The following is a 17,716-nucleotide window of genomic DNA, read 5'->3' on the forward strand; positions in this document are numbered from 1 at the left end:
CCGCCCGCGCCGCCGCCCCCCCGCCCCGGGGTGCGCCCCCCCCGCGGGGGGCTACCCCCCCCCCCGGCCCCCCCCCCCCCCCCCGGGCGGGGGGGGGGGGGGGGGCCCCGCGCCCCCCGCGCCTCCCGTCCGTCACCGCTCAGGTCGCCGGATGATCGCTTTCGGTCTGAAGGGGTACGAGCCACGGCTCGATCCGGACGAGCTGCTCCCAGCCCGCCCCGAGCACGGCATCGATCTCCTCGACCGGTACCGGGACCAGCGTGCCGACGAACGCCTCCCACCCGTGCGCGTCGAGCTCGCCCGCTCGCACCTCGTAGGGCTGCCACTCCTCCGGCACTAACTCGAGACGGTCTATCGCGTCATCTCGCCGATCAGCCGCGACCGCCCTAGCCGACACGGAAGTCCCGGCCGTCGGCAGGAACCGCACGACCCGTCCGACCGACCCGCTGTCGGGACCAGGATGCACGAGCTCGATCTCAGCGGAGGCGCTGCCGTGGCGGACCAGCGGCAGGCCTGACGTCTCGTCGTCGATGGTCGCGAACCACGTCTGCCGAGGAGCATCGGTATCTCGTCGCGCGACGCCACCGGTCGGCTCAGCGACGAGGACGCCCTCGCGACGGACGACGAACACCTCTCCCACGTACCGGCTCATCACACCCATTGTTGCCGGTGGGTGCACGGCCGCCAAGGGCCGCACGAGGTATTGATGTTTCAACCCCGAATCAGTACAAATGAGACCGATGCCGCGGCCGACGACCACGGCTTGACGACCGACCACCAGGAGACCCCCATGCAGCCCTTGCGCCTCACCTTCGTCGTCGTCGGATCGATGGTGGGCAGTGTCGTGACACTCTCTGCTGCAGCGATCGTGATGACAGCCCTCGCCGCGATAACCGGTGCGCCCACCAGCGTCCCCGGTCTCATCACCGCCACGCCCGGCGACGGACCCACGCTCGCGACGGCGTCGACGGGCGATGCGACCACCGTCTGGTTCATCGTCGTCACGCTCGGGTTCGTCGCGGCCGACCTGCTCGTGGTCCGGCGGCGCCGGACCCAGCGCGTGCACCTCGCCGGCGCCGCGGATCGACGGAGGTGACGGTCAGGCCAGTCGGACGAACCGCGGCCCCTCGTACCCGTCCCGAGCCACGTGCGCCGTGAAGTCGGCGAGCGACCGCACCCAGTGCCCGCGCTCCCCGTACAGCGCCTGGTACACGACGATCGGCTCCTCGGTCTCGACGTCCTTCGCCACGAGGACCACCTCGTACTCCCCACCCTTGAAGTGCCGGTACCGCCCAGGGGTCACGTCGCTGCTCACGCGGCCGATGGTACCCATGCGACCATCGTTCGCCGGCGTGATCGTCTTCGTGGTGCTGCACCGCAACCTCGACCGCGTCCGTCGCTCCCTCGCGACGCTCGACACCGCAGCGGCCCGAGCGAGGCGTCCACTCCCCTGCACCGGATATCCGACACAGAGCCTTGTCCACCGATCCGTCATCGTTCGCGCGACGACGGTGCACGCGTGCGATCGTCGCACAGTGGAACAGTGGGAAGCCGATGACGCACGCCGCCGACACATGGCGCGTTTCGGTCGACGGGACACGGCACCCGATCTCGCCGTCCGACGAGAGCTCCACCGCCGTGGCCGTCGGTTCTTCGTCGATCGTCAGGTCAGCCGCCGGTGCCGCGTCCGCCCCGACCTCGTGTTCCCTCGTGCTCGGATCGCGGTGTTCATCGATGGCTGCTTCTGGCACCGCTGCGAGGAGCACGTGCAGCTCCCGAAGGCGAACGCCGAGCTGTGGCGCCGGAAGCTGCTGGCGAACCGGCAGCGCGACGCCCGGAACCAGGCGATCCTGACGACCGAGGGCTGGCGGGTCCTCCGCTCGTGGGAGCACGACGATCCCGCAGCAGTCGCAGATCGCGTCGAGGACGAGCTCGACCGCTGGGCCGCCATCGTCGGCCGACCGCAAGGGCAGGGACGAGAGTGACGGGAGGCTGTGCCCCGACCGTCGGGCGTCAGAGGGTGATCTGACCGCCTGCCCACTCCTGCAGCGTGGCATCGTGGGTCGCCACCACGATCGCGCTCCCCGCACTCCGGAGCTGCTCGAGTGCGTCCCGCACCAGCACCGCGCTCATCTCGTCGAGCGAGGCCGTCGGCTCATCTGCCAGCACCAGCAACGGCCGTTGTACGAGCACCCGCGCGACGGCGACCCGCTGCTGCTCCCCACCGCTGAGGAACCCCGCCCGCATCCGGAGGCGACCCCCGAGCCCCACCGCGTTCGCCGCCTCCTGGACCCGCTCGTCGCGCTCACGCCGAGGGACACCGGTCGGCCGCACGACGCCGAGGTTCTGCTCGATCGTCCACTGCGGCACGACCGCGTGGTCCTGCACGACGAACCCGACGCGGTCTCGCCGCATCAGCCGCCGCGCGCGACGAACACTCCGGTGCACGTCCTCGCCCCGCAACCGGACAGCCCCTCGCGTCGGGGTCTGCAGCCCGCCGAGACAGCGGAGCAGTGTCGTCTTCCCCTGCCCCGACGGCCCGAGGACTGCGACGGCGTTCCCCGGTCGGACGGACAGGGACAGCTCGTCCCACAACCTCCGGGGCCCGATGTCGAACCCCAGTCCGTCGACTTCGAGCACCGGCGCTGCGATCACCATGTCTTCCTCCACTCGTCCGCTCCACGCGTCGGGATCACGGCGGATACCACGCCGAGCAACACGAGGGCGCCCACTCCGCTGGCGACGCCTGCGGTGAGGATCACGTCCCCCCGAGCTCCCGACAACGCACTCGTCACCGCGGCGGTGGTCAGGGCTGTGCCGCTCGCGCCGACGAGGAACCACCGGTGCCGGACCAGCGGGTGCCGTCCGACCAGGTACTGCACGCGCCCGAGTCGAGCGGTGCGGATGCGGTGTTCGCCCACGAGCGAGATCGCTGCGAGCACGAGGGCCGACAACGCAGCACCGACGGCCAGCAGCAGCGTGTGGCGCTCGGTCCGGAGTTCTCCGAGTTGCCGTTCCACGCGGGCCCCCACGCGGTCGACCTGCAGGACGATGTCCGCGAGCCCGGCAGCCCGCAGCTGGCGTTCGAGCGCCGCGCGGTCGGCGAAGCGCACCTCGCCGTTCGCGACGCCGGTCCCGACCTGATTCGGTGCGAGGTCGCTCGGGTCGGGGACGACCAACACGGGAATGTCCGGCCACGTCGGCAGCAGCGGTTCGATCCCGTTCGTCCAGAGGATCGCGGACTCGGAGACGGCTGCGGTCGAGCGCACCCGTCGGATCCGGATGTCGAGTGGTCGCGGAGGCTGACGTCCTTCCACCTGCCAACCGGTCGCGATGTCCGCCGCTGAAGCATCGCGCAGCGCGTCGCTCTCGCCGGCGAGGGCATCGGGCACGAGCAGGAGTGGTTGCCCGTGCGGAGGGAGGCCGCCCGGCACGAGTGCACGCAGGGACGCGCTGGCGTCGCCGACCAGTGTGAACCGATCCGTGAAGGAGGAGTACGCCATGCTGGCGTCCCCTCGCGCGAGTGCTCCGGTCGCGATCGCCCCCAACGCCTGGTCCTGCTCGAGGGTCGTCGACGCTGTGCCGAGCACGACGTCGTCCCCGTGCGCAGCTTCGGCGACGAGGATCCGTTCGGCCTCGGCGGTGGTCCGCTGACGGTCCTGCAGGCACTGCACGTCGGCGACGGCCACGACGACGAGCGACATGCCGGCGGCGGCGACGAGGACCATCGGCCATCGAGCCTCCGCAGCGCGGTGGGTCGCGGCAGCGCTCAGCAGGGCGCAGCCGACGTGCAGCACGAGGGCGGCCAGCAACGCCGCGAGGACGCACACCACGACGACGACCGTCGTGAACCGGAGCGCCGGGGCGCTGGCCCCGTGCACCGCGAGCGCCACCGGCGGACCCACGCATGCTGCGACCACCACTGGGCCCGTCAGGCGACCGAGGTCCAGGGCTTCCGCGCAGGCCACGCTCCCACCGGACCAGCCCGCTCGCAAACGAAGGTCCTGCCGTCCGGCACGGCGTCTCGACTCGGCGACGAGCGCGATCCCCAGTCCGAGCAGGACGGCGACCGTGACGAGCGCGATGGTCGGCCGCGCCAGGACCACGACGAGCGCCTCGACCGGAGCGGGCGTGGTGTCGACCGTCGTGTACCCGGCCTGCCGCAGCTCCTCGGTGAACCGTCGGACCGACCGTCCGTCGCCCTCGACCGCCATCGGACCGAGCAGGTCGAGCGTGCCACCGTCACCGATCGGCCGTGTGCTGATCGCCGCACCGATCCCGGGCTGCGCTGCCGTCCCCCGGAACGTGTAGGCGGTCCACACCCCGGGCCGTCCGTCACGGTCCGGAACCAGGAGCGAGACTCGCACCCCGGAGCACTCAGCCGCAGCGGTGATGTCTCGGATGTGTTCGACCTTCGTCTCGCCGACCGGCAGCTCAGTGAGCCCGAGCGTCGCCCGCCCGGCGAGGAGCCCGAGTGCCTCGACCTCGCCGACGACGGACACCGCGAGCACTGCCGACAGCGCGAGGACGGCTGCCACCGCCAGGACGGTGGCAGCCGCGAAGTTCCTCATCCGCGGCGGGCCCAGAACGCCTGGTTCCCGGAAACCGCCTTCGGCCGGTGGGCGTACGCGACCTTCGTCGGTGGCTGCCATGCCGATCGGGTCACGACGCCGTGCGACTTCACCGATGCACGGTGCGTGGATCCGTTGTGCTGGTAGACCGAGTGCACCTCCCCGCTCCACACGCCGTAGGTCCACGTGCCGCCCTCCGGGTAGGACGTCCCGTTCCGGGTCTCGCCGACCCGGTCAGCGGACGCGCCTCCCTCGACCACCCGTCCGGACGACGCCGGAGAATCCGACGCCACCGCCGCGGTCGCTCCGACCGGCCCGATGGCGGCCACGACGACCGCGGCGGCTGCGATCGAGACCAACTTCTTCCTCACGATTGCTCCTCCTCAACTCCCGATGGGCTCCCATCGGAAGCGCCACCGTAGCAACCGGAACACCGCGCGTCACGCTTGGTATATCAACCGTGTACGAGGAAAACGGACGGGAGGCGCGGTACCAGCTGGCACCGCGCCTCCCGTCCGTCATCGTGTCGCGACCGCGACCCGCACTCACCAGGTGAGCACGAACCGCCCCCGCGTCCCACCGGCAGCCAGCCGCTCGTGCGCCTCCGCAGCACGCGTAGCGGGCAGCACCTCGGCCACCCGCGGCGTGAGGACCCCGTCCTCCACCGCCTGCCGCAGCTCCTCGAGCAGGTCGAACGACGTGTACTCCGAGAACACCATGATCCGCTCGAACCGGATGCCGCGAGCGCCGTTGCCCTCCCAGCCCCGCACGTCCGCGAAGAACCCGCCGTCCCGCACCGCGTCGACGACCTCGTCCCGCTGCACCGCGGCGTCGGCGAGCGCGTCGACCCCGCCGTGCACGATGCCCCGGACGGCCGCCGCGAACCCGTCGCCGCGGCGCACCATGTGGTCCGGCCCGAGGGAGCGCACGAGGTCCTCGTCCTTCGGTGCTGCGTCGGCGATGACCGTGATGCCGCGCTGCTTCGCGAGCTGCACGACGTAGTTCCCGAGCAGCCCGGCGGCTCCGGTGACGGCGAGCGTGTCGCCCTCCGCCAGATCGGCGCGGGCGAGGATCTGCAGCGCGGTCAGGCCGTTCATCGGGACGGTCGCGGCCTCCTCGATCGACAGGCCCGCCGGGATCCGTGTGAATGACCCGACCGGTGCGACGAGGTACTCGACGTAGGCGCCGCCGTGCTCGGACAGCGGCAGGGCCATCGCCATGACCTGGTCGCCGACCTGCCAGTCCTCGACGTCGGGTCCGACCTCGTCGATCACCCCGGCGGCGTCCATCCCGGGCACGTACGGCGGCGAGGCCTCGGACGAGTCCCGCTGCCCCTCGCGCACCCCGGTGTCGGTGGGGTTCACGGCGAACGCCTGCACCCGGATGCGGACGGTGCCGGGGCCGGCGTGCGGCTCCGGGACCTCGTGGACGGCGAGGGCTTCGGGCCCTCCGAACGTTTCGACTCCGACGACCTTCATGTCCTCCGGTCTACGCGCCCCGGACCGTGCGGACTCAGCGGACGTTGCAGGAGCGAACATCCGCGCGGCCGACGCCGAGCCGTCCCGCTCGGTCGCTACGACAGGGCCTGGGCGACCTGGAGGAAGAGCATCGGCAGGAGCGTGCAGACGGCCAACACCATGACGACCGCGCACACGGCCGGTGCCGCAGCGCCGATCGGCCGGCCGAGCTGCTCCTGCCGCCGCATGCGGAGGAGGCCCAGGGCGGGTACCCCGATTCCCATGACTGCGGCGATCACGCTCAGCAGCAGCCTGCCGTCGCCGGACCACTGGGCCGACGAGGGTCCCGCGGTGGACAGGACCGATGCCAGCGCCAACGACCACCCGATGAACAGGGAGATGATGCTGCCCGCGATCCACCCGGTGCTCGTCAGGTCCTCGCCGCCCGGCTGGCCCTCGCCACCCGGCTGGCCCTCGCCACCCGGCTGGCGCTCGCCACCCGGCTGACGCTCGCCACCGGGACCGCTGCGGGTCACTCCTCGTCGACGGCGTTCGGGTCGACCAGGCACCCACTCTCGAGCAGCAGGTCCCCGGCGCGCTGTCCGACCGTCGCCCTGCCGTGCCAGTCGTCCGGTACGAACAGGTGGCCACCGCCGCCGTCGAACCGTTGGTACAGCTCGTAACCCTCGTCCTGCAGCAGGCGCAGCGCAGGCTCGCTCATCCGGGCGCCTTCGGCATCGGACACGGTCGCGGACGGCGAGAGCACCGGCGAACCGGACGCCGCGGGCGCCGATGGTGCCGATCCCTCCGCCGCGGGCGCGGGCGCCGCCGCGGACGGTGCCCAGTCTGCGACGAACCAGGAGTAGCGCACCATCGTGCCCGCGCTGTGGTTGTCCAGGCGGCAGGTGTCCGTCTCGACCTCGGCCGGCGGCGCCGAGCTGTCCCGCCCCATCGCCGCGACGACCCGGTCGCCGAGCGCCCGCAGCTCCTCCTGCGCCTCCGCCACGGTCCGCGCCGTCTCCCCGTCCGTCGGCGGCTGCGCACGCTCGGCGGCGTCGGAGGCCATGCGCGCCCCCTGGAAGAACGGCAGCGGCAACAGCGTGACCCCGCCCAGGGCAGCCAGGAGCAGGCACACGGTCGGACCGACGATGCGCGCCGATCGACCGTCACGCCGCTCCCGGCGCAGGCTGAGGAAGCCCCAGAGCGGCACGCCGAAGCCGAGCGCCGCGGCGATCAGGTACGCGAGGATCATGCCGCCGTCGGACCACCGACCCGACCAGGGCCCGGCGGTCGACAGGACGGAGGCCAACGCCAACCACCAGCCGACGAACAGCGCGACGATGCTGCCCGCGATCCAGCCGCCGGCGCTCGCACGGCCCTCTCCGCTCGGAGCGCCGCTGCCCCTGGTCCCGTCATCGTCCGTCGTCACGCTTCCCCCTCGTCCACAGCCCACAGCCTCAGTTCCACGTCCGCATCGCCACGACCACCGCGACCGGCAACGACACCGCGAGCACGATCCCCACGACGACCGCCAGCGTCCGCGCCACCCGGATCCCCTGCTGTCCGACCCAGATCAGCAGCAGGATCGCCGTCAGGTAGAGCGGCGGCACGAACAGCAGCGGCACGAAGCCGAGCCCGGTCCACTCCACGAGCGCACCCGCGAGCATCTCGTACGCGGTGCAGCCGACAGCCGCCACGAGTGCGACCCAGACGCCGACGGGTGCCCGACGTCCCGGCGCACCGGCAGACACGTGCTCACTCATCCTCGTCGTACCCGTCGCCCGGACCGCCCGCCAGGCAGGTCGTCTCGAGGTCCACCTCACCCGAGACCTCGGTCACCCCGGCGTACGCCTCGTGCAGCCATCCGTCCCCGTATCCTCGGACGTCCCAGCCGAGCGGGTCCGCGTTCCGGAGTCCGGCGTCACGGAAGACGTCACGCACGGGAGCGATCCGCTGCTCGAGCTCCGCCGCCGGCAGTTCGTCGGCCTCGCGCTCCGCCTCGGATCGCGGGTCGTCCTCCGGCACCGAGGAGGCGGACCACCGCCACCGGTACTGCGTGCCCTGGTCGAGGTTCGACAGGGGGCACGCCGCGGTGTACTGCCCGACCTCCCCGGAGCCGAAGTCTGCGCCCATCGCCCGCACCGCGCGCTCTCCCACGGCCGTGAGGTCCCGCTCGGCCTGCGCCTTCGTCCGGCTCGTCTCGATCGCGGTCGGAGGCTGCGCCCGCTGTTCCTCCTCCGCAGCCCAGCTCTGCGCGATCCCGACGGTCGGGTACCCGAGCGACACGGCCGCGAGGACCGCGAACACCGCGCACGCGATCGGCCCGACGAGCGTCACCGACCGGCTCCGCCGCCGTTGCACCAACAGCACGACCACCCCGGCCAGCGGCACCCCGGCGCACACGACCGTGACGACGATGCTCCCGATCGTCTGGTTCGAGAGCGTGTGCGTCGAGTTCCCGGCGCCGTTGTACCCGGCGAGCGCGACCAGCAGCCACATCACCCACCCGGCGGGCAGCAGCAACCCGCTCGCCACGATCCACCAGATGCCGTTCCGCCGCCTCGGCGGCGACCACGCGATGTCGTCGACCATCGATCCCCCGTTCCCCACGACCACCGTACCCACCGACCGGGAGGCGCGTGACCAGACCGCCCCGCGCCTCCCGTCCGCACGCACCCCCGTGTCTGGGGGATCGTGCTGGACAGCGGGTGCCACGAAGATGGACAAGTCCTCAGGTACAGGAGAACCGTGATGCCCCAGAAGCAGTTCCGCACCGTCGCGGCGGTCGTCGCCGGTTCGTTCGCCGTCGTGATCGCGCTGAGCGCCTGCAGCGCCGGGAGCGTCGCCGAAGCACCAGCGCTCGTGGCCGAGGCCGACGCGGCCACGCCGACGCCCACGTCGACGGCGAGCGCCGCAGCGCGAGCCGCCGCCGAGAAGGCCGCGGCAGACAAGGCGGCGGCCGAGGCAGCCGCTCAGCAGGCAGCGGCAGACGCCGCTGCGAAGAAGGCCGCAGAGGAAGCCGCTGCACAACAGGCTGCCGCTGATGCGGCCGCCCGAGCGGCCGAGGCGCAGGCAGCAGCAGACGCGAAGGCAGCGGCAGAAGCCGCTGCTGCCCAGGCAGCAGCCGCGCCTGCACCCCTTGCGGCGCCGGCAGCGACGTTCTTCGCCAACTGCGACGCAGCTCGCGCCGCCGGGGCGGCACCGGTGCGCGTCGGTGACCCCGGGTACTCCCGCAAGCTCGACCGCGACGGCGACGGAGTGGGCTGCGAGTAGGCCGCGGGCGTGCAGTCCGGAACACGGCCCCACGGTTCCGCCTACGCTCGAACGAATGCCCGCCCCGCACCACCCTGCCGACCAGCCGTCGTCGTCCGACGGGTTCATCCGCGTCCGTGGCGCCCGTGAGCACAACCTGCAGGACGTCGACGTCGACATCCCCCGCGACCGCATCGTCGCCTTCACCGGTGTTTCCGGCTCCGGCAAGTCCAGCCTGGCCTTCGGCACGGTCTTCGCCGAGGCACAGCGTCGCTTCCTCGAGTCCGTCGCCCCGTACGCCCGGCGGCTCATCGCGCAGGGCTCGACCCCGCACGTCGACTCGATCACGGGCCTGCCCCCGGCCGTGGCACTGCAGCAGCGCCGCGGCGCCCCGAGCACCCGCTCGACCGTCGGCACGCTGACGACGCTGAGCAACTCGGTACGCATGCTCTACTCGCGCGCCGGGACCTACCCCGAGGGCGCCGACCAGCTGTACTCGGACTCGTTCTCGCCGAACACCGTCGCCGGCGCCTGTCCGCGTTGCCACGGACTCGGCACGGCGCACGAGGTGACCGAGGCCTCGGCGGTGCACGACCCGTCGCTGTCCATCCGCGACGGGGCAATCACCGCATGGCCCGGTGCCTGGCAGGGCAAGAACCTCCGCGACGTGACGGCGGTGCTCGGCTACGACATCGAGCGTCCGTGGCGGGAGCTGCCGCAGGCGGACCGCGACTGGCTGCTCTTCACCGAGGAGCAGCCCGTCGTCGAGGTCCACCCCAAGCGCGACCGGGTGGCGAAGCCGTACAAGGGCCGGTTCTGGAGCGCACGGCAGTACACGCTGCACACCCTCGCCGACTCGCAGAGCGAGACGCAGCGGAACAAGGCCCTGCGCTTCGTCGAGTCCGGCCCGTGTCAGCTCTGCCACGGCTCCGGGCTGACCCGGGCAGCCCTCGCGGTGACGTTCGGCGGCCACTCCATCGCGGAGTTCAACGCGCTGCCGCTGTCCGAGGTCGCCGAGGTCCTCCGACCGGCTGCGACACTGACCGACCCGTCGCCCGCGCAGAGCCGGGTGACGTCCGGGGAACGGTCCGAGGTCGCGAAGTCGATCGCCGGGGACCTGCTCGGTCGGGTCGAGGTGCTCGTCGGACTCGGCCTCGGGTACCTGGGGCTCGACCGGGCGACGCCGACGCTCTCCCCGGGTGAGACGCAGCGCCTGCGGATCGCGACGCAGCTCCGGTCGGGGCTGTTCGGTGTGGTATACGTGCTCGACGAGCCGAGCGCTGGGCTGCACCCTGCCGATGCTGAGTCCCTCGTGCAGGTCCTCGACGACCTCCGCGCGAGCGGCAACAGCGTCTTCGTGGTCGAGCACGACATGGACATCGTCCGGCGAGCGGACTGGATCGTCGACGTCGGCCCGGGTGCCGGTTCGGGAGGTGGGCGCGTGCTCTACAGCGGGCCGCCCGAGGGGCTCGCCGACGTCCCCGAGAGCGTGACACGGCGCTACCTGCAGCCCCGGACCTCCCCCGTCGAGCACGAGCAGCGCGAACCCGTGGGGACGCTCGAGCTCCGTGACCTCACCCTGCACAACCTTCGTGGCGACACGGGCAACGGGCTCGACGTCGACCTACCCCTCGGAGTTATGACCGCCGTCACGGGCGTCTCGGGCTCCGGCAAGTCGTCGCTCGTCGGCGGCGTCCTGCCGACGGTCGCCACGCAGCACCCGCTCGTGTCCCGCGTGGTCGAGGTCGACCAGAAGCCGATCGGCCGGACGCCCCGCTCGAACCTCGCGACCTACACGGGCATGTTCGACGCGGTCCGGCAGGCCTTCGCCGCGACGGAGGACGCCCGGGAGCGCGGCTGGACCGCCGGCAGGTTCTCGTTCAACGTCGAGGGCGGCCGTTGCGAGGTCTGCCAGGGCGAGGGCTCGGTCTCCGTCGAGCTCCTGTTCCTGCCAGGCAGCTGGGCACCCTGCCCGGAGTGCCACGGCGCCCGGTACAACGCCGAGACGCTCGAGGTCCGGCGGAACGGGTCGACCATCGCGGACGTCCTCGGCATGACCGTCGACGACGCGTCGGACGCCCTCGCCGACCTGCCCGCCGCCGCCCGCGCGCTGGACGCCCTGCGGAGCGTCGGCCTCGGCTACCTCCGGCTCGGTCAGCCCGCGCCGGAGCTCTCCGGCGGCGAGGCCCAGCGCATCAAGCTCGCCACCGAACTCCAACGCGCCCGGACCGGTCACACGCTCTACCTGCTCGACGAACCGACCACGGGCCTGCACCCGGCGGACGTCGAGCTCCTCACCGCGCAGCTGCAGCGGCTGACCGACGCGGGCAACACCGTCGTCGTGGTCGAGCACGTGATGTCGGTCGTGGCGCAGGCGGACCACGTCATCGACATGGGGCCGGCCGGCGGCGACGAGGGCGGCCAGGTGGTCGCCGCTGGGACCCCTCACGAGGTCGCGGCGAGCGCCGCGAGCCGGACCGCTCCGTACCTGCGGGCCGCTCTGGGGAGCTGACGGACGGGAGGCGCGTCACCAGCCCGCCCCGCGCCTCCCGCGGACGCTCAGCCCCTTCCCGCCGGGATCGCTGCAAAGCTAAGGTGTGCACTGACATGCAACTCGGGCCGTCGTACTGGGTGCTCGAGGCGCTCCCGCAGCTGCTCGAGCGGAGCTGGAGCACCACGTGATCTGGATCGTCGGTGCCGCCCTGATGCTCGTCGGCCTGCTCGGCTACACCGGGCTCTGGCGCGCCTGGGCCAAGGACGGCCTGTCGTACTGGGTCTTCGGCCTCTTCTGGTTCGGCCTCGGCATCGTCCTCGTGAGCATCGTCCTCGCGCTGCCACGCCGCCCGGACTGGCTCTTCTGGATCCCCGCGGTCATCGCCCTGCTCGGCGCCGGCTCGACCTGGTACCTGCCGCCGGCGCTCACTCCGCGCTGGTTCCGCGCGCTGCGCAGCAGATGGCGCTGAGCCATCGCGGAGGTCCGGCACACCGAGCACCCTCCGCACGGCGTCGGCAGCTGCTCCGCAACCCGTCGCCCGCTCGCTGATGGCCTGCTGTGCCGCCGCGGGACAGCTCTCTGCCCGGCGGCAAGCTGGACCGAGCTGAGCCGGGCCGGGCCGAGCCGAGCCGAGCCGGACCGAGCCGCTGTCCATCCTCCGATCGGAGGATGCACCTCCGCCCGCCCCTCCGATCCGCCGGACCCCACCCGTCGGTCAGGCTGGACACATGTCCACCACACCGGCCGTCTCGGTCGAGCACCTCACGAAGCAGTACCCCGGCGGGAAGACCGCCGTCGACGACGTCTCCTTCACGATCGAGCCCGGCGAGACCTTCGCGCTGCTCGGCCCGAACGGTGCCGGCAAGTCCACCACGGTCGAGATCCTCGAGGGCTTCCGCTCCCGCACCGGCGGCGAGGTCCGGGTCCTCGGGCACGACCCCGCGCACGCCAGCCGCACCCACAACGCCCGCGTCGGCATCGTCCTGCAGACCAGCGGCGAGTCCCCGAACGTCACGGTCGCCGAGCAGCTGCAGCACTTCCGCCACCTGTACCCGCGCAGCCGTCCGGTGGACGAGCTCCTCGCCGCCACCGGACTCGAGGCCCAGCGCAACACCCGCATCAGCCGCCTCTCCGGAGGACAGCGCCGCCGGGTCGACGTCGCCCTCGGGATCATCGGTCGGCCCGAGGTCCTGTTCCTCGACGAGCCGACCACCGGCTTCGACCCCGAGGCCCGTCGGCAGTTCTGGCAGCTGATCCGGAGCGTCAGCGCCGAGGGCACCACCGTCCTGCTCACCACGCACTACCTCGACGAAGCGGCGCACCTCGCGGACCGGGCCGCCGTGCTCGCCGGCGGCCGACTGCTCGACGTCGCACCCATCGACGCGATCGGCGGGCAGGACGCACGCACCCCGATCGTCCGGTGGCAGGACGAGACCGGCGCACCCCACGAGCGCCGGACGACGGACCCGACCGCACTGGTCCGGAGCACCACGACCCCGATGCACGCGCTCGAGGTCGTCCGCCCCTCGCTCGAGGACGTCTACCTCACCATGATCTCGGAGCACGCAGCATGAACCCCGCAGTCAGCATCCGCCTCGGCGCCCACCGCATCGCGTACGAGCTCCGCTCGTACTTCCGCGCACCGGACTCGGTCTTCTTCACCTTCCTCTTCCCGATCGTCATGCTCGCGTTGTTCTCGGTGGCGTTCAGCAGCGCCGACGACATCCAGGCGGGCCCGAGCGTCAGCGTCGACTACGCCACGTACTACCTGCCCGGACTCGTCGCCACCGGCTTCCTGCTCTCCGGCACGCAGGCACTCGGCGTGGACATCGCCGGCGAGCGCAGCGACGGCACGCTCAAGCGCCTGGGTGGCACCCCGCTGCCGGTCGTGAGCTACTTCGTCGGCAAGATCGGCATGGTCCTCGTGACCTCGATCGTGCAGACCGCACTGCTCCTCGTCGTCGCGGGCGTCGTCTTCGGCGTCGACCTGCCGACCGACGGCGGAGCGTGGGCCCGGTTCGCCGGCATCATGCTCCTGGGCGTCGCGACGGCGAGCGTCCTCGGCATCGCGATCTCGGCGCTCCCCCGTGAGGGCCGCCGCGCCACCGCCACGGTCGTCCCGATCGTCCTGGTCCTGCAGTTCATCTCCGGTGTGTACCTCCCCTTCACCCAGCTGCCCGACTGGCTGCAGACCGTCGCGGGCGTCTTCCCGCTGCGCTGGATGGCATCGGGGATGCGCTCGGTCTTCCTGCCGGACGCGTTCGCGTCCGGCGAGCCGGGAGGCGCGTGGCACCTCGGACTCGGAGCCCTCGTCCTGGCAGCATGGCTGGTCGTCGGTACCATCGCGTGCCTCCTGACGTTCCGGTGGAACCGACGGGACTCCTGATCGTGCCTGTGGAGAACGCCCGCACCGGCCGCACTCGATGGGATGCTGTCGGCATGGACCGGATCACCAGGCACCGCAACTGGGGACTGCACGTCGCGGTAGCAGTCGCCGTCGCGCTCGTGTCGGTGATCGCAGCGACCGACTGGTCGCCCTGGCCGTCACGCTGGCCGGCCTTCGTCGCCCTCGGGCTGCTCACCCTGGCGTACGTGACGTACGGCTGGCGTGGGTACGACGAACCCCGCGCCGCAGCAGCCTTCGTGCCGTTGCTCGTGGTCGTCGCCCTCGTGCTGCCCGCGGTCGTGCCGAGCACCGCGTTCGTCCAGTCCGTCCTGTTCCCCGTGGCATGGTGCCAGGTCGAGCGCATCCGCACCGCCGTCTGGGTCTCGGTCGCCATCGGCATCGCGTCGGGCGTCGGCCTGCAGATCGCATCCGGCCCGGACGCCCTCGCCGGCACGATCATCATCGAAGCGATCAGCGTCCTCGGCGCGTGCGCGCTCGGGCTCTGGATCTCCCGGATCGCACGGCTGTCCGACGAGCGCCGCAGGCTCATCGAGCAGCTCGAGGCGACGCAGCAGTCCCTCGCCGAGGCGAACCGCGCTGCCGGCGTCACGAGCGAACGGGAACGCCTGGCCCGCGAGCTCCACGACACCGTGGCGCAGGACCTCGCCGGCATCGTCATGCTCACCGAACGGGCACGCGCCGACCTCGCCGCCGACCGGCCCGACCGGCTCGACGAGCGCCTCGCCGTGCTCGAGGAGTCCGCCCGGACCGCGCTCGAGGAATCACGGGTCCTGGTCGCGGCCGGCGCAGCCGGGGTCGCCAGCGACGGCCTCGGCGCTGCACTGCACCGACTCGGTGAGCGCTTCACCCGCGAGACCGGCATCCCGGTCGTGGTCCATGCCCCGGACTGCCCGCTCGACCGCGACGCGCAGGTGGTCCTGCTCCGCGTCGGACAGGAGGCCCTGGCCAACGTCCGCGCGCACGCCCGTGCGGCCTCGGCCCGCGTCGCACTGCACGTGGACGGTCCGCGCACCGTCCTCCGTGTCGAGGACGACGGCGTCGGCTTCGACGCCGACGCTCCGACCGCCGGGCACGGTCTGCGCGGGCTCCTCGACCGGCTGGCCCTGGCGGGCGGGACGTGCGTCGTGCGGTCGGCGCCGGGGACCGGCACCGTGGTCGAGGCATCCGTGCCCACCGGAGCCGAGCCGAGCCTCCAGTCCGCACCGGCGCAGCCGACCGCCACGGGAGCGGCACGGTGATCCGGGTCGTGGTGGCGGACGACCACCCCATCGTCCGCGCGGGCATCGTCGCCCTGCTGCAGGACGCCGACGACGTCCGGGTGATCGGCCAGGCCAGCGACGGTGACGAAGCCGTCGCGACCGTCCTGGCGGAGCGTCCCGACGTCGTGCTCATGGACCTGCGCATGCCCGGGTGCAACGGGGACGAGGCAACGGCACGCATCCTCGCGCGTGAGCCGGGCATCCGCGTGCTCATCCTGACCACGTACGAGTCCGACGACCAGATCCTGGCGGCGATCGAAGCCGGCGCCTCGGGCTACCTGCTCAAGGCGGCGCCCGAGTCCGAGATCCTCGCGGGCCTCCGCGCCACCGCCCGGGGCGAGACGGCCCTCGCGCCCTCCGCAGCCGCAGCGCTCGTGCGCCGGACCACCGCGAAGGTCCCGGTCGGGCCGGCGCTGAGCCCGCGCGAGCTCGAGGTGCTCCAGCTCGTGGCGCAGGGGAACTCGAACCCCGCCATCGGTCGCACGCTCTTCGTCAGCGAGACCACGGTGAAGACGCACCTCGGGCACGTGTTCGAGAAGCTCGGCGTGAACGACCGCACCCGGGCGGTCACCCGCGCGATGGAACTCGGACTGCTGCGCTGAGGTGCGGCAGACGTCTGCGATCAGGCAGGGTCGCGCCGTCCGACCGTCAGGAACCGGACGACGTCCCGTGCGAACGCCGCCGGCGAGGACGGCCGCATGGTGACCGCGTCGCCGTCGATTTCATGGTCGAACACACCGATGCCCGGCACCACGATCGACAGCACGGCGAACTGCCGTCGCTCGCCCCACCCTCGGACGGTGTGCCAGTCGCGGACGCGCCATGCCGCCTGCATCCACCCGACGTCGCTCGGGCACGGACCATCACGATCGTCCAGGGCAGCGAGCGGGACCGTCGCCGGCTCCTGGTCCTCGACCACCCAGCTCGGATCGACGCCGACCCACGCGAGGAGCGCCCGGCTGAGCTGCCCGTGCGGGATCACGCCCATCGCGCTGTGCCCGTCGCCGTCCTCGACGACGAGTGCCGAACCCTCCTTGAGCCACGCGCGCCATCGCCTCGTCACGACGTCGCGCGTCCGGCATTCGACGACGAGCAGGTCCTCCGGACCGTGCGCAGGACGCAGCAGCGCGGCACCGGCGGCCGTCAGCGCGCCGAAGCGTCCTGTGAGGCCGGCAGCGCGAGCAGCCGTGCCCACCTCCGACCGTCGGACCCGTCCGGGGACCACCCCGCGGTCCTCCACCTGCACGAGGTGCTCGAACAACCCGTCCGGCCCACGGACCGTGAGCAGCGCGGCCGCACGATCACGCCCCTCCGACGCGGCACTGCCGCTCGTGGTGTCCGCGCCGATGACGCGGTCTGCCGGCGGGATCGGTGCTGATCGCTCCACCGACGCGGTCGACCATCGCGACCGCAGCACGTCGTCGACGACCTGCACCGCCAGCGGCCACTCGTCGACCGGCCCGCGGGAAGTGATGCGCACCGCTGTCGGCCCGACACTGCCGTACCGGACGTCCAGGATCGTCCCGGTGCTCCGCAGGACGGTCAACCGCTCCGGAGCGCCTTCGATGAGCAGCGCGTCGCGGTCGTCCGTTGCCACGGCTGCGAACCCGACAACAGGGTCGGCACCACGCGCACGAACGTGACGCAGCGTGATGGTCGACCCGGCACGTGCGAGCTCGACCGCTCCCGGCCCCGCGACCGCTGTCCAGTCGTCCGGAACCTCGAGCACGAGGCCACCGACGATCGCCAGACGGTCCCACCGGACGTCCGGCCACGGCAGCGTCGGCTCCCCGCTCATCATCGTCGTGTCCGATCGCGGTACCAGCGCGGGGTCGCCCAGCGCAGCATGCCGAGCATGAGGCAGAACCCGATGATGCCGGACACGACGTACACGATCATGAGGACACCGGCCAGGGCCAGGAAGGGCCCGTCGAACTGGGTCAACGCAGCACCGAAGGAGAGCATCGACAACCCGAGCCACCCGAAGCCGAAGACCTGCGTCGTCGCGTTCCAGTGGACCCACGAACGCCAGAGTCCGGCGTACGCAAGCGCTCCCAACACGACGCACACCGCCCCGACGAGCATCACGATCACCGGTCCCCCCACACGACCATCCTGTCCGACGGCTCGAGGAGCCTGCAACACGGAACAGCATCAGCCTCGACAAGAGAAGTTCCCCGTTAACGCAGGAAACCCCTGACCGATCACGGTCAGGGGTTTCCTGGTGTTGCTGGAGTTTGAGTCCGGCGGCGTCCTACTCTCCCACAAGGTCCCCC

21 protein-coding genes are annotated in these 17,716 nt (G+C 72.3%); 9 read left to right on the forward strand and 12 right to left on the reverse strand.

All coding sequences use genetic code 11. The features are described 5' to 3' along the window. Nucleotides 1-139 precede the first annotated feature (139 nt). Nucleotides 140-652 (reverse strand): hypothetical protein, encoded by a 513-nt coding sequence (locus tag ABIC52_RS15975; protein ID WP_354027791.1) that lies wholly within the window; start codon nucleotides 650-652, stop codon nucleotides 140-142. A gap of 138 nt (nucleotides 653-790) precedes the next feature. Between ABIC52_RS15975 and ABIC52_RS15980 the strand changes: the two genes are divergently transcribed. Next, on the forward strand, nucleotides 791-1,096 hold the full coding sequence (locus ABIC52_RS15980) for an LPXTG cell wall anchor domain-containing protein (protein ID WP_354027792.1): 306 nt from the start codon (nucleotides 791-793) through the stop codon (nucleotides 1,094-1,096). A gap of 3 nt (nucleotides 1,097-1,099) precedes the next feature. Here ABIC52_RS15980 and ABIC52_RS15985 read toward each other — a convergent pair whose 3' ends face one another. Next, complete coding sequence (locus tag ABIC52_RS15985) at nucleotides 1,100-1,315, reverse strand: DUF1653 domain-containing protein (protein ID WP_238638065.1); 216 nt, start codon at nucleotides 1,313-1,315, stop codon at nucleotides 1,100-1,102. A 16-nt stretch (nucleotides 1,316-1,331) separates the two neighbouring features. Between ABIC52_RS15985 and vsr the strand changes: the two genes are divergently transcribed. Beyond that, the gene (vsr, locus tag ABIC52_RS15990) at nucleotides 1,332-1,985 is read left to right on the forward strand and encodes a DNA mismatch endonuclease Vsr (RefSeq protein ID WP_354027793.1); all 654 of its coding nucleotides are present in this window, start codon (nucleotides 1,332-1,334) and stop codon (nucleotides 1,983-1,985) included. Between the two features lie 28 nt (nucleotides 1,986-2,013). Here the strand turns inward: vsr and ABIC52_RS15995 are convergent, their stop codons facing one another. From ABIC52_RS15995 to ABIC52_RS16030, 8 genes are all read right to left on the reverse strand, one after another. After that, nucleotides 2,014-2,658: an ABC transporter ATP-binding protein gene (locus ABIC52_RS15995; protein WP_209676633.1), complete on the reverse strand. Its 645-nt coding sequence runs from the start codon at nucleotides 2,656-2,658 to the stop codon at nucleotides 2,014-2,016. Beyond that, nucleotides 2,652-4,538 carry a hypothetical protein gene (locus ABIC52_RS16000; protein WP_354027794.1) on the reverse strand — a complete coding sequence of 629 codons (1,887 nt, stop codon included), beginning with the start codon at nucleotides 4,536-4,538 and terminating at the stop codon, nucleotides 2,652-2,654. The genes ABIC52_RS15995 and ABIC52_RS16000 overlap by 7 nt, the downstream gene beginning before the upstream one ends. Before the next feature lie 29 nt (nucleotides 4,539-4,567). Further along, nucleotides 4,568-4,942: a lactococcin 972 family bacteriocin gene (locus ABIC52_RS16005; protein WP_161972575.1), complete on the reverse strand. Its 375-nt coding sequence runs from the start codon at nucleotides 4,940-4,942 to the stop codon at nucleotides 4,568-4,570. 174 nt (nucleotides 4,943-5,116) lie between these two features. After that, a complete protein-coding gene (locus ABIC52_RS16010; RefSeq protein WP_354027795.1) occupies nucleotides 5,117-6,049 on the reverse strand; it encodes an NADP-dependent oxidoreductase in 933 nt (310 codons plus the stop codon). Between the two features lie 95 nt (nucleotides 6,050-6,144). Beyond that, a complete protein-coding gene (locus ABIC52_RS16015) occupies nucleotides 6,145-6,564 on the reverse strand; it encodes a hypothetical protein (RefSeq protein WP_354027796.1) in 420 nt (139 codons plus the stop codon). After that, nucleotides 6,561-7,457: a hypothetical protein gene (locus tag ABIC52_RS16020; protein ID WP_354027797.1), complete on the reverse strand. Its 897-nt coding sequence runs from the start codon at nucleotides 7,455-7,457 to the stop codon at nucleotides 6,561-6,563. Before ABIC52_RS16020 ends, ABIC52_RS16015 begins: the two co-directional genes overlap by 4 nt. A 28-nt stretch (nucleotides 7,458-7,485) precedes the next feature. After that, complete coding sequence (locus tag ABIC52_RS16025; protein WP_209676623.1) at nucleotides 7,486-7,791, reverse strand: hypothetical protein; 306 nt, start codon at nucleotides 7,789-7,791, stop codon at nucleotides 7,486-7,488. Continuing rightward, nucleotides 7,784-8,620, reverse strand: a complete 837-nt coding sequence (locus ABIC52_RS16030; RefSeq protein ID WP_354027798.1) for a hypothetical protein — start codon at nucleotides 8,618-8,620, stop codon at nucleotides 7,784-7,786. The genes ABIC52_RS16025 and ABIC52_RS16030 overlap by 8 nt, the downstream gene beginning before the upstream one ends. 159 nt (nucleotides 8,621-8,779) lie before the next feature. Here ABIC52_RS16030 and ABIC52_RS16035 point away from each other — a divergent pair, with 159 nt between their 5' ends. The 7 genes from ABIC52_RS16035 to ABIC52_RS16065 all read left to right on the forward strand — a co-directional run bounded on the left by ABIC52_RS16035 (nucleotide 8,780) and on the right by ABIC52_RS16065 (nucleotide 16,042). Then, on the forward strand, nucleotides 8,780-9,301 hold the full coding sequence (locus ABIC52_RS16035) for an excalibur calcium-binding domain-containing protein (RefSeq protein WP_354027799.1): 522 nt from the start codon (nucleotides 8,780-8,782) through the stop codon (nucleotides 9,299-9,301). A 55-nt stretch (nucleotides 9,302-9,356) separates the two neighbouring features. Continuing rightward, complete coding sequence (locus ABIC52_RS16040; RefSeq protein ID WP_354027800.1) at nucleotides 9,357-11,792, forward strand: ATP-binding cassette domain-containing protein; 2,436 nt, start codon at nucleotides 9,357-9,359, stop codon at nucleotides 11,790-11,792. Between the two features lie 166 nt (nucleotides 11,793-11,958). Beyond that, complete coding sequence (locus tag ABIC52_RS16045; protein WP_209676615.1) at nucleotides 11,959-12,243, forward strand: hypothetical protein; 285 nt, start codon at nucleotides 11,959-11,961, stop codon at nucleotides 12,241-12,243. Nucleotides 12,244-12,502: 259 nt separating this feature from the next. Next, nucleotides 12,503-13,348 (forward strand): ABC transporter ATP-binding protein, encoded by an 846-nt coding sequence (locus ABIC52_RS16050; protein ID WP_354027801.1) that lies wholly within the window; start codon nucleotides 12,503-12,505, stop codon nucleotides 13,346-13,348. Further along, entirely contained in the window at nucleotides 13,345-14,160 is an 816-nt protein-coding gene (locus ABIC52_RS16055; protein ID WP_354027802.1) for an ABC transporter permease, read from the forward strand. The genes ABIC52_RS16050 and ABIC52_RS16055 overlap by 4 nt, the downstream gene beginning before the upstream one ends. A 53-nt stretch (nucleotides 14,161-14,213) precedes the next feature. Further along, nucleotides 14,214-15,419, forward strand: coding sequence for a sensor histidine kinase (locus tag ABIC52_RS16060; protein ID WP_354027803.1), 1,206 nt, complete (start codon nucleotides 14,214-14,216; stop codon nucleotides 15,417-15,419). Further along, on the forward strand, nucleotides 15,416-16,042 hold the full coding sequence (locus ABIC52_RS16065) for a response regulator transcription factor (RefSeq protein WP_354027804.1): 627 nt from the start codon (nucleotides 15,416-15,418) through the stop codon (nucleotides 16,040-16,042). The genes ABIC52_RS16060 and ABIC52_RS16065 overlap by 4 nt, the downstream gene beginning before the upstream one ends. A gap of 20 nt (nucleotides 16,043-16,062) precedes the next feature. On the opposite strand, the gene ABIC52_RS16070 is transcribed toward ABIC52_RS16065, so the two are convergent. Together ABIC52_RS16070 and ABIC52_RS16075 are read right to left on the reverse strand one after the other, a co-directional pair. Next, nucleotides 16,063-17,238, reverse strand: coding sequence for a hypothetical protein (locus ABIC52_RS16070; RefSeq protein WP_354027805.1), 1,176 nt, complete (start codon nucleotides 17,236-17,238; stop codon nucleotides 16,063-16,065). Further along, nucleotides 17,238-17,546 (reverse strand): hypothetical protein, encoded by a 309-nt coding sequence (locus ABIC52_RS16075; protein WP_126890449.1) that lies wholly within the window; start codon nucleotides 17,544-17,546, stop codon nucleotides 17,238-17,240. Before ABIC52_RS16075 ends, ABIC52_RS16070 begins: the two co-directional genes overlap by 1 nt. Nucleotides 17,547-17,716 lie beyond the last annotated feature (170 nt).

This window comes from Curtobacterium oceanosedimentum (assembly GCF_040545555.1).
GTDB lineage: Bacteria > Actinomycetota > Actinomycetes > Actinomycetales > Microbacteriaceae > Curtobacterium.

Excerpts from the sequence above, each read along its gene's own strand:
- ABIC52_RS16040 (WP_354027800.1), top strand. The coding sequence starts at position 9,357 with ATGCCCGCCCCGCACCACCCTGCCGACCAGCCGTCGTCGTCCGACGGG.
- vsr (WP_354027793.1), top strand. The coding sequence starts at position 1,332 with ATGCGACCATCGTTCGCCGGCGTGATCGTCTTCGTGGTGCTGCACCGC.
- ABIC52_RS16025 (WP_209676623.1), bottom strand. The coding sequence starts at position 7,791 with ATGAGTGAGCACGTGTCTGCCGGTGCGCCGGGACGTCGGGCACCCGTC.
- ABIC52_RS16055 (WP_354027802.1), top strand. The coding sequence starts at position 13,345 with ATGAACCCCGCAGTCAGCATCCGCCTCGGCGCCCACCGCATCGCGTAC.
- ABIC52_RS16010 (WP_354027795.1), bottom strand. The coding sequence starts at position 6,049 with ATGAAGGTCGTCGGAGTCGAAACGTTCGGAGGGCCCGAAGCCCTCGCC.
- ABIC52_RS16070 (WP_354027805.1), bottom strand. The coding sequence starts at position 17,238 with ATGAGCGGGGAGCCGACGCTGCCGTGGCCGGACGTCCGGTGGGACCGT.
- ABIC52_RS15975 (WP_354027791.1), bottom strand. The coding sequence starts at position 652 with ATGAGCCGGTACGTGGGAGAGGTGTTCGTCGTCCGTCGCGAGGGCGTC.
- ABIC52_RS16030 (WP_354027798.1), bottom strand. The coding sequence starts at position 8,620 with ATGGTCGACGACATCGCGTGGTCGCCGCCGAGGCGGCGGAACGGCATC.
- ABIC52_RS15980 (WP_354027792.1), top strand. The coding sequence starts at position 791 with ATGCAGCCCTTGCGCCTCACCTTCGTCGTCGTCGGATCGATGGTGGGC.
- ABIC52_RS16050 (WP_354027801.1), top strand. The coding sequence starts at position 12,503 with ATGTCCACCACACCGGCCGTCTCGGTCGAGCACCTCACGAAGCAGTAC.
- ABIC52_RS15995 (WP_209676633.1), bottom strand. The coding sequence starts at position 2,658 with ATGGTGATCGCAGCGCCGGTGCTCGAAGTCGACGGACTGGGGTTCGAC.
- ABIC52_RS16060 (WP_354027803.1), top strand. The coding sequence starts at position 14,214 with ATGGACCGGATCACCAGGCACCGCAACTGGGGACTGCACGTCGCGGTA.
- ABIC52_RS16035 (WP_354027799.1), top strand. The coding sequence starts at position 8,780 with ATGCCCCAGAAGCAGTTCCGCACCGTCGCGGCGGTCGTCGCCGGTTCG.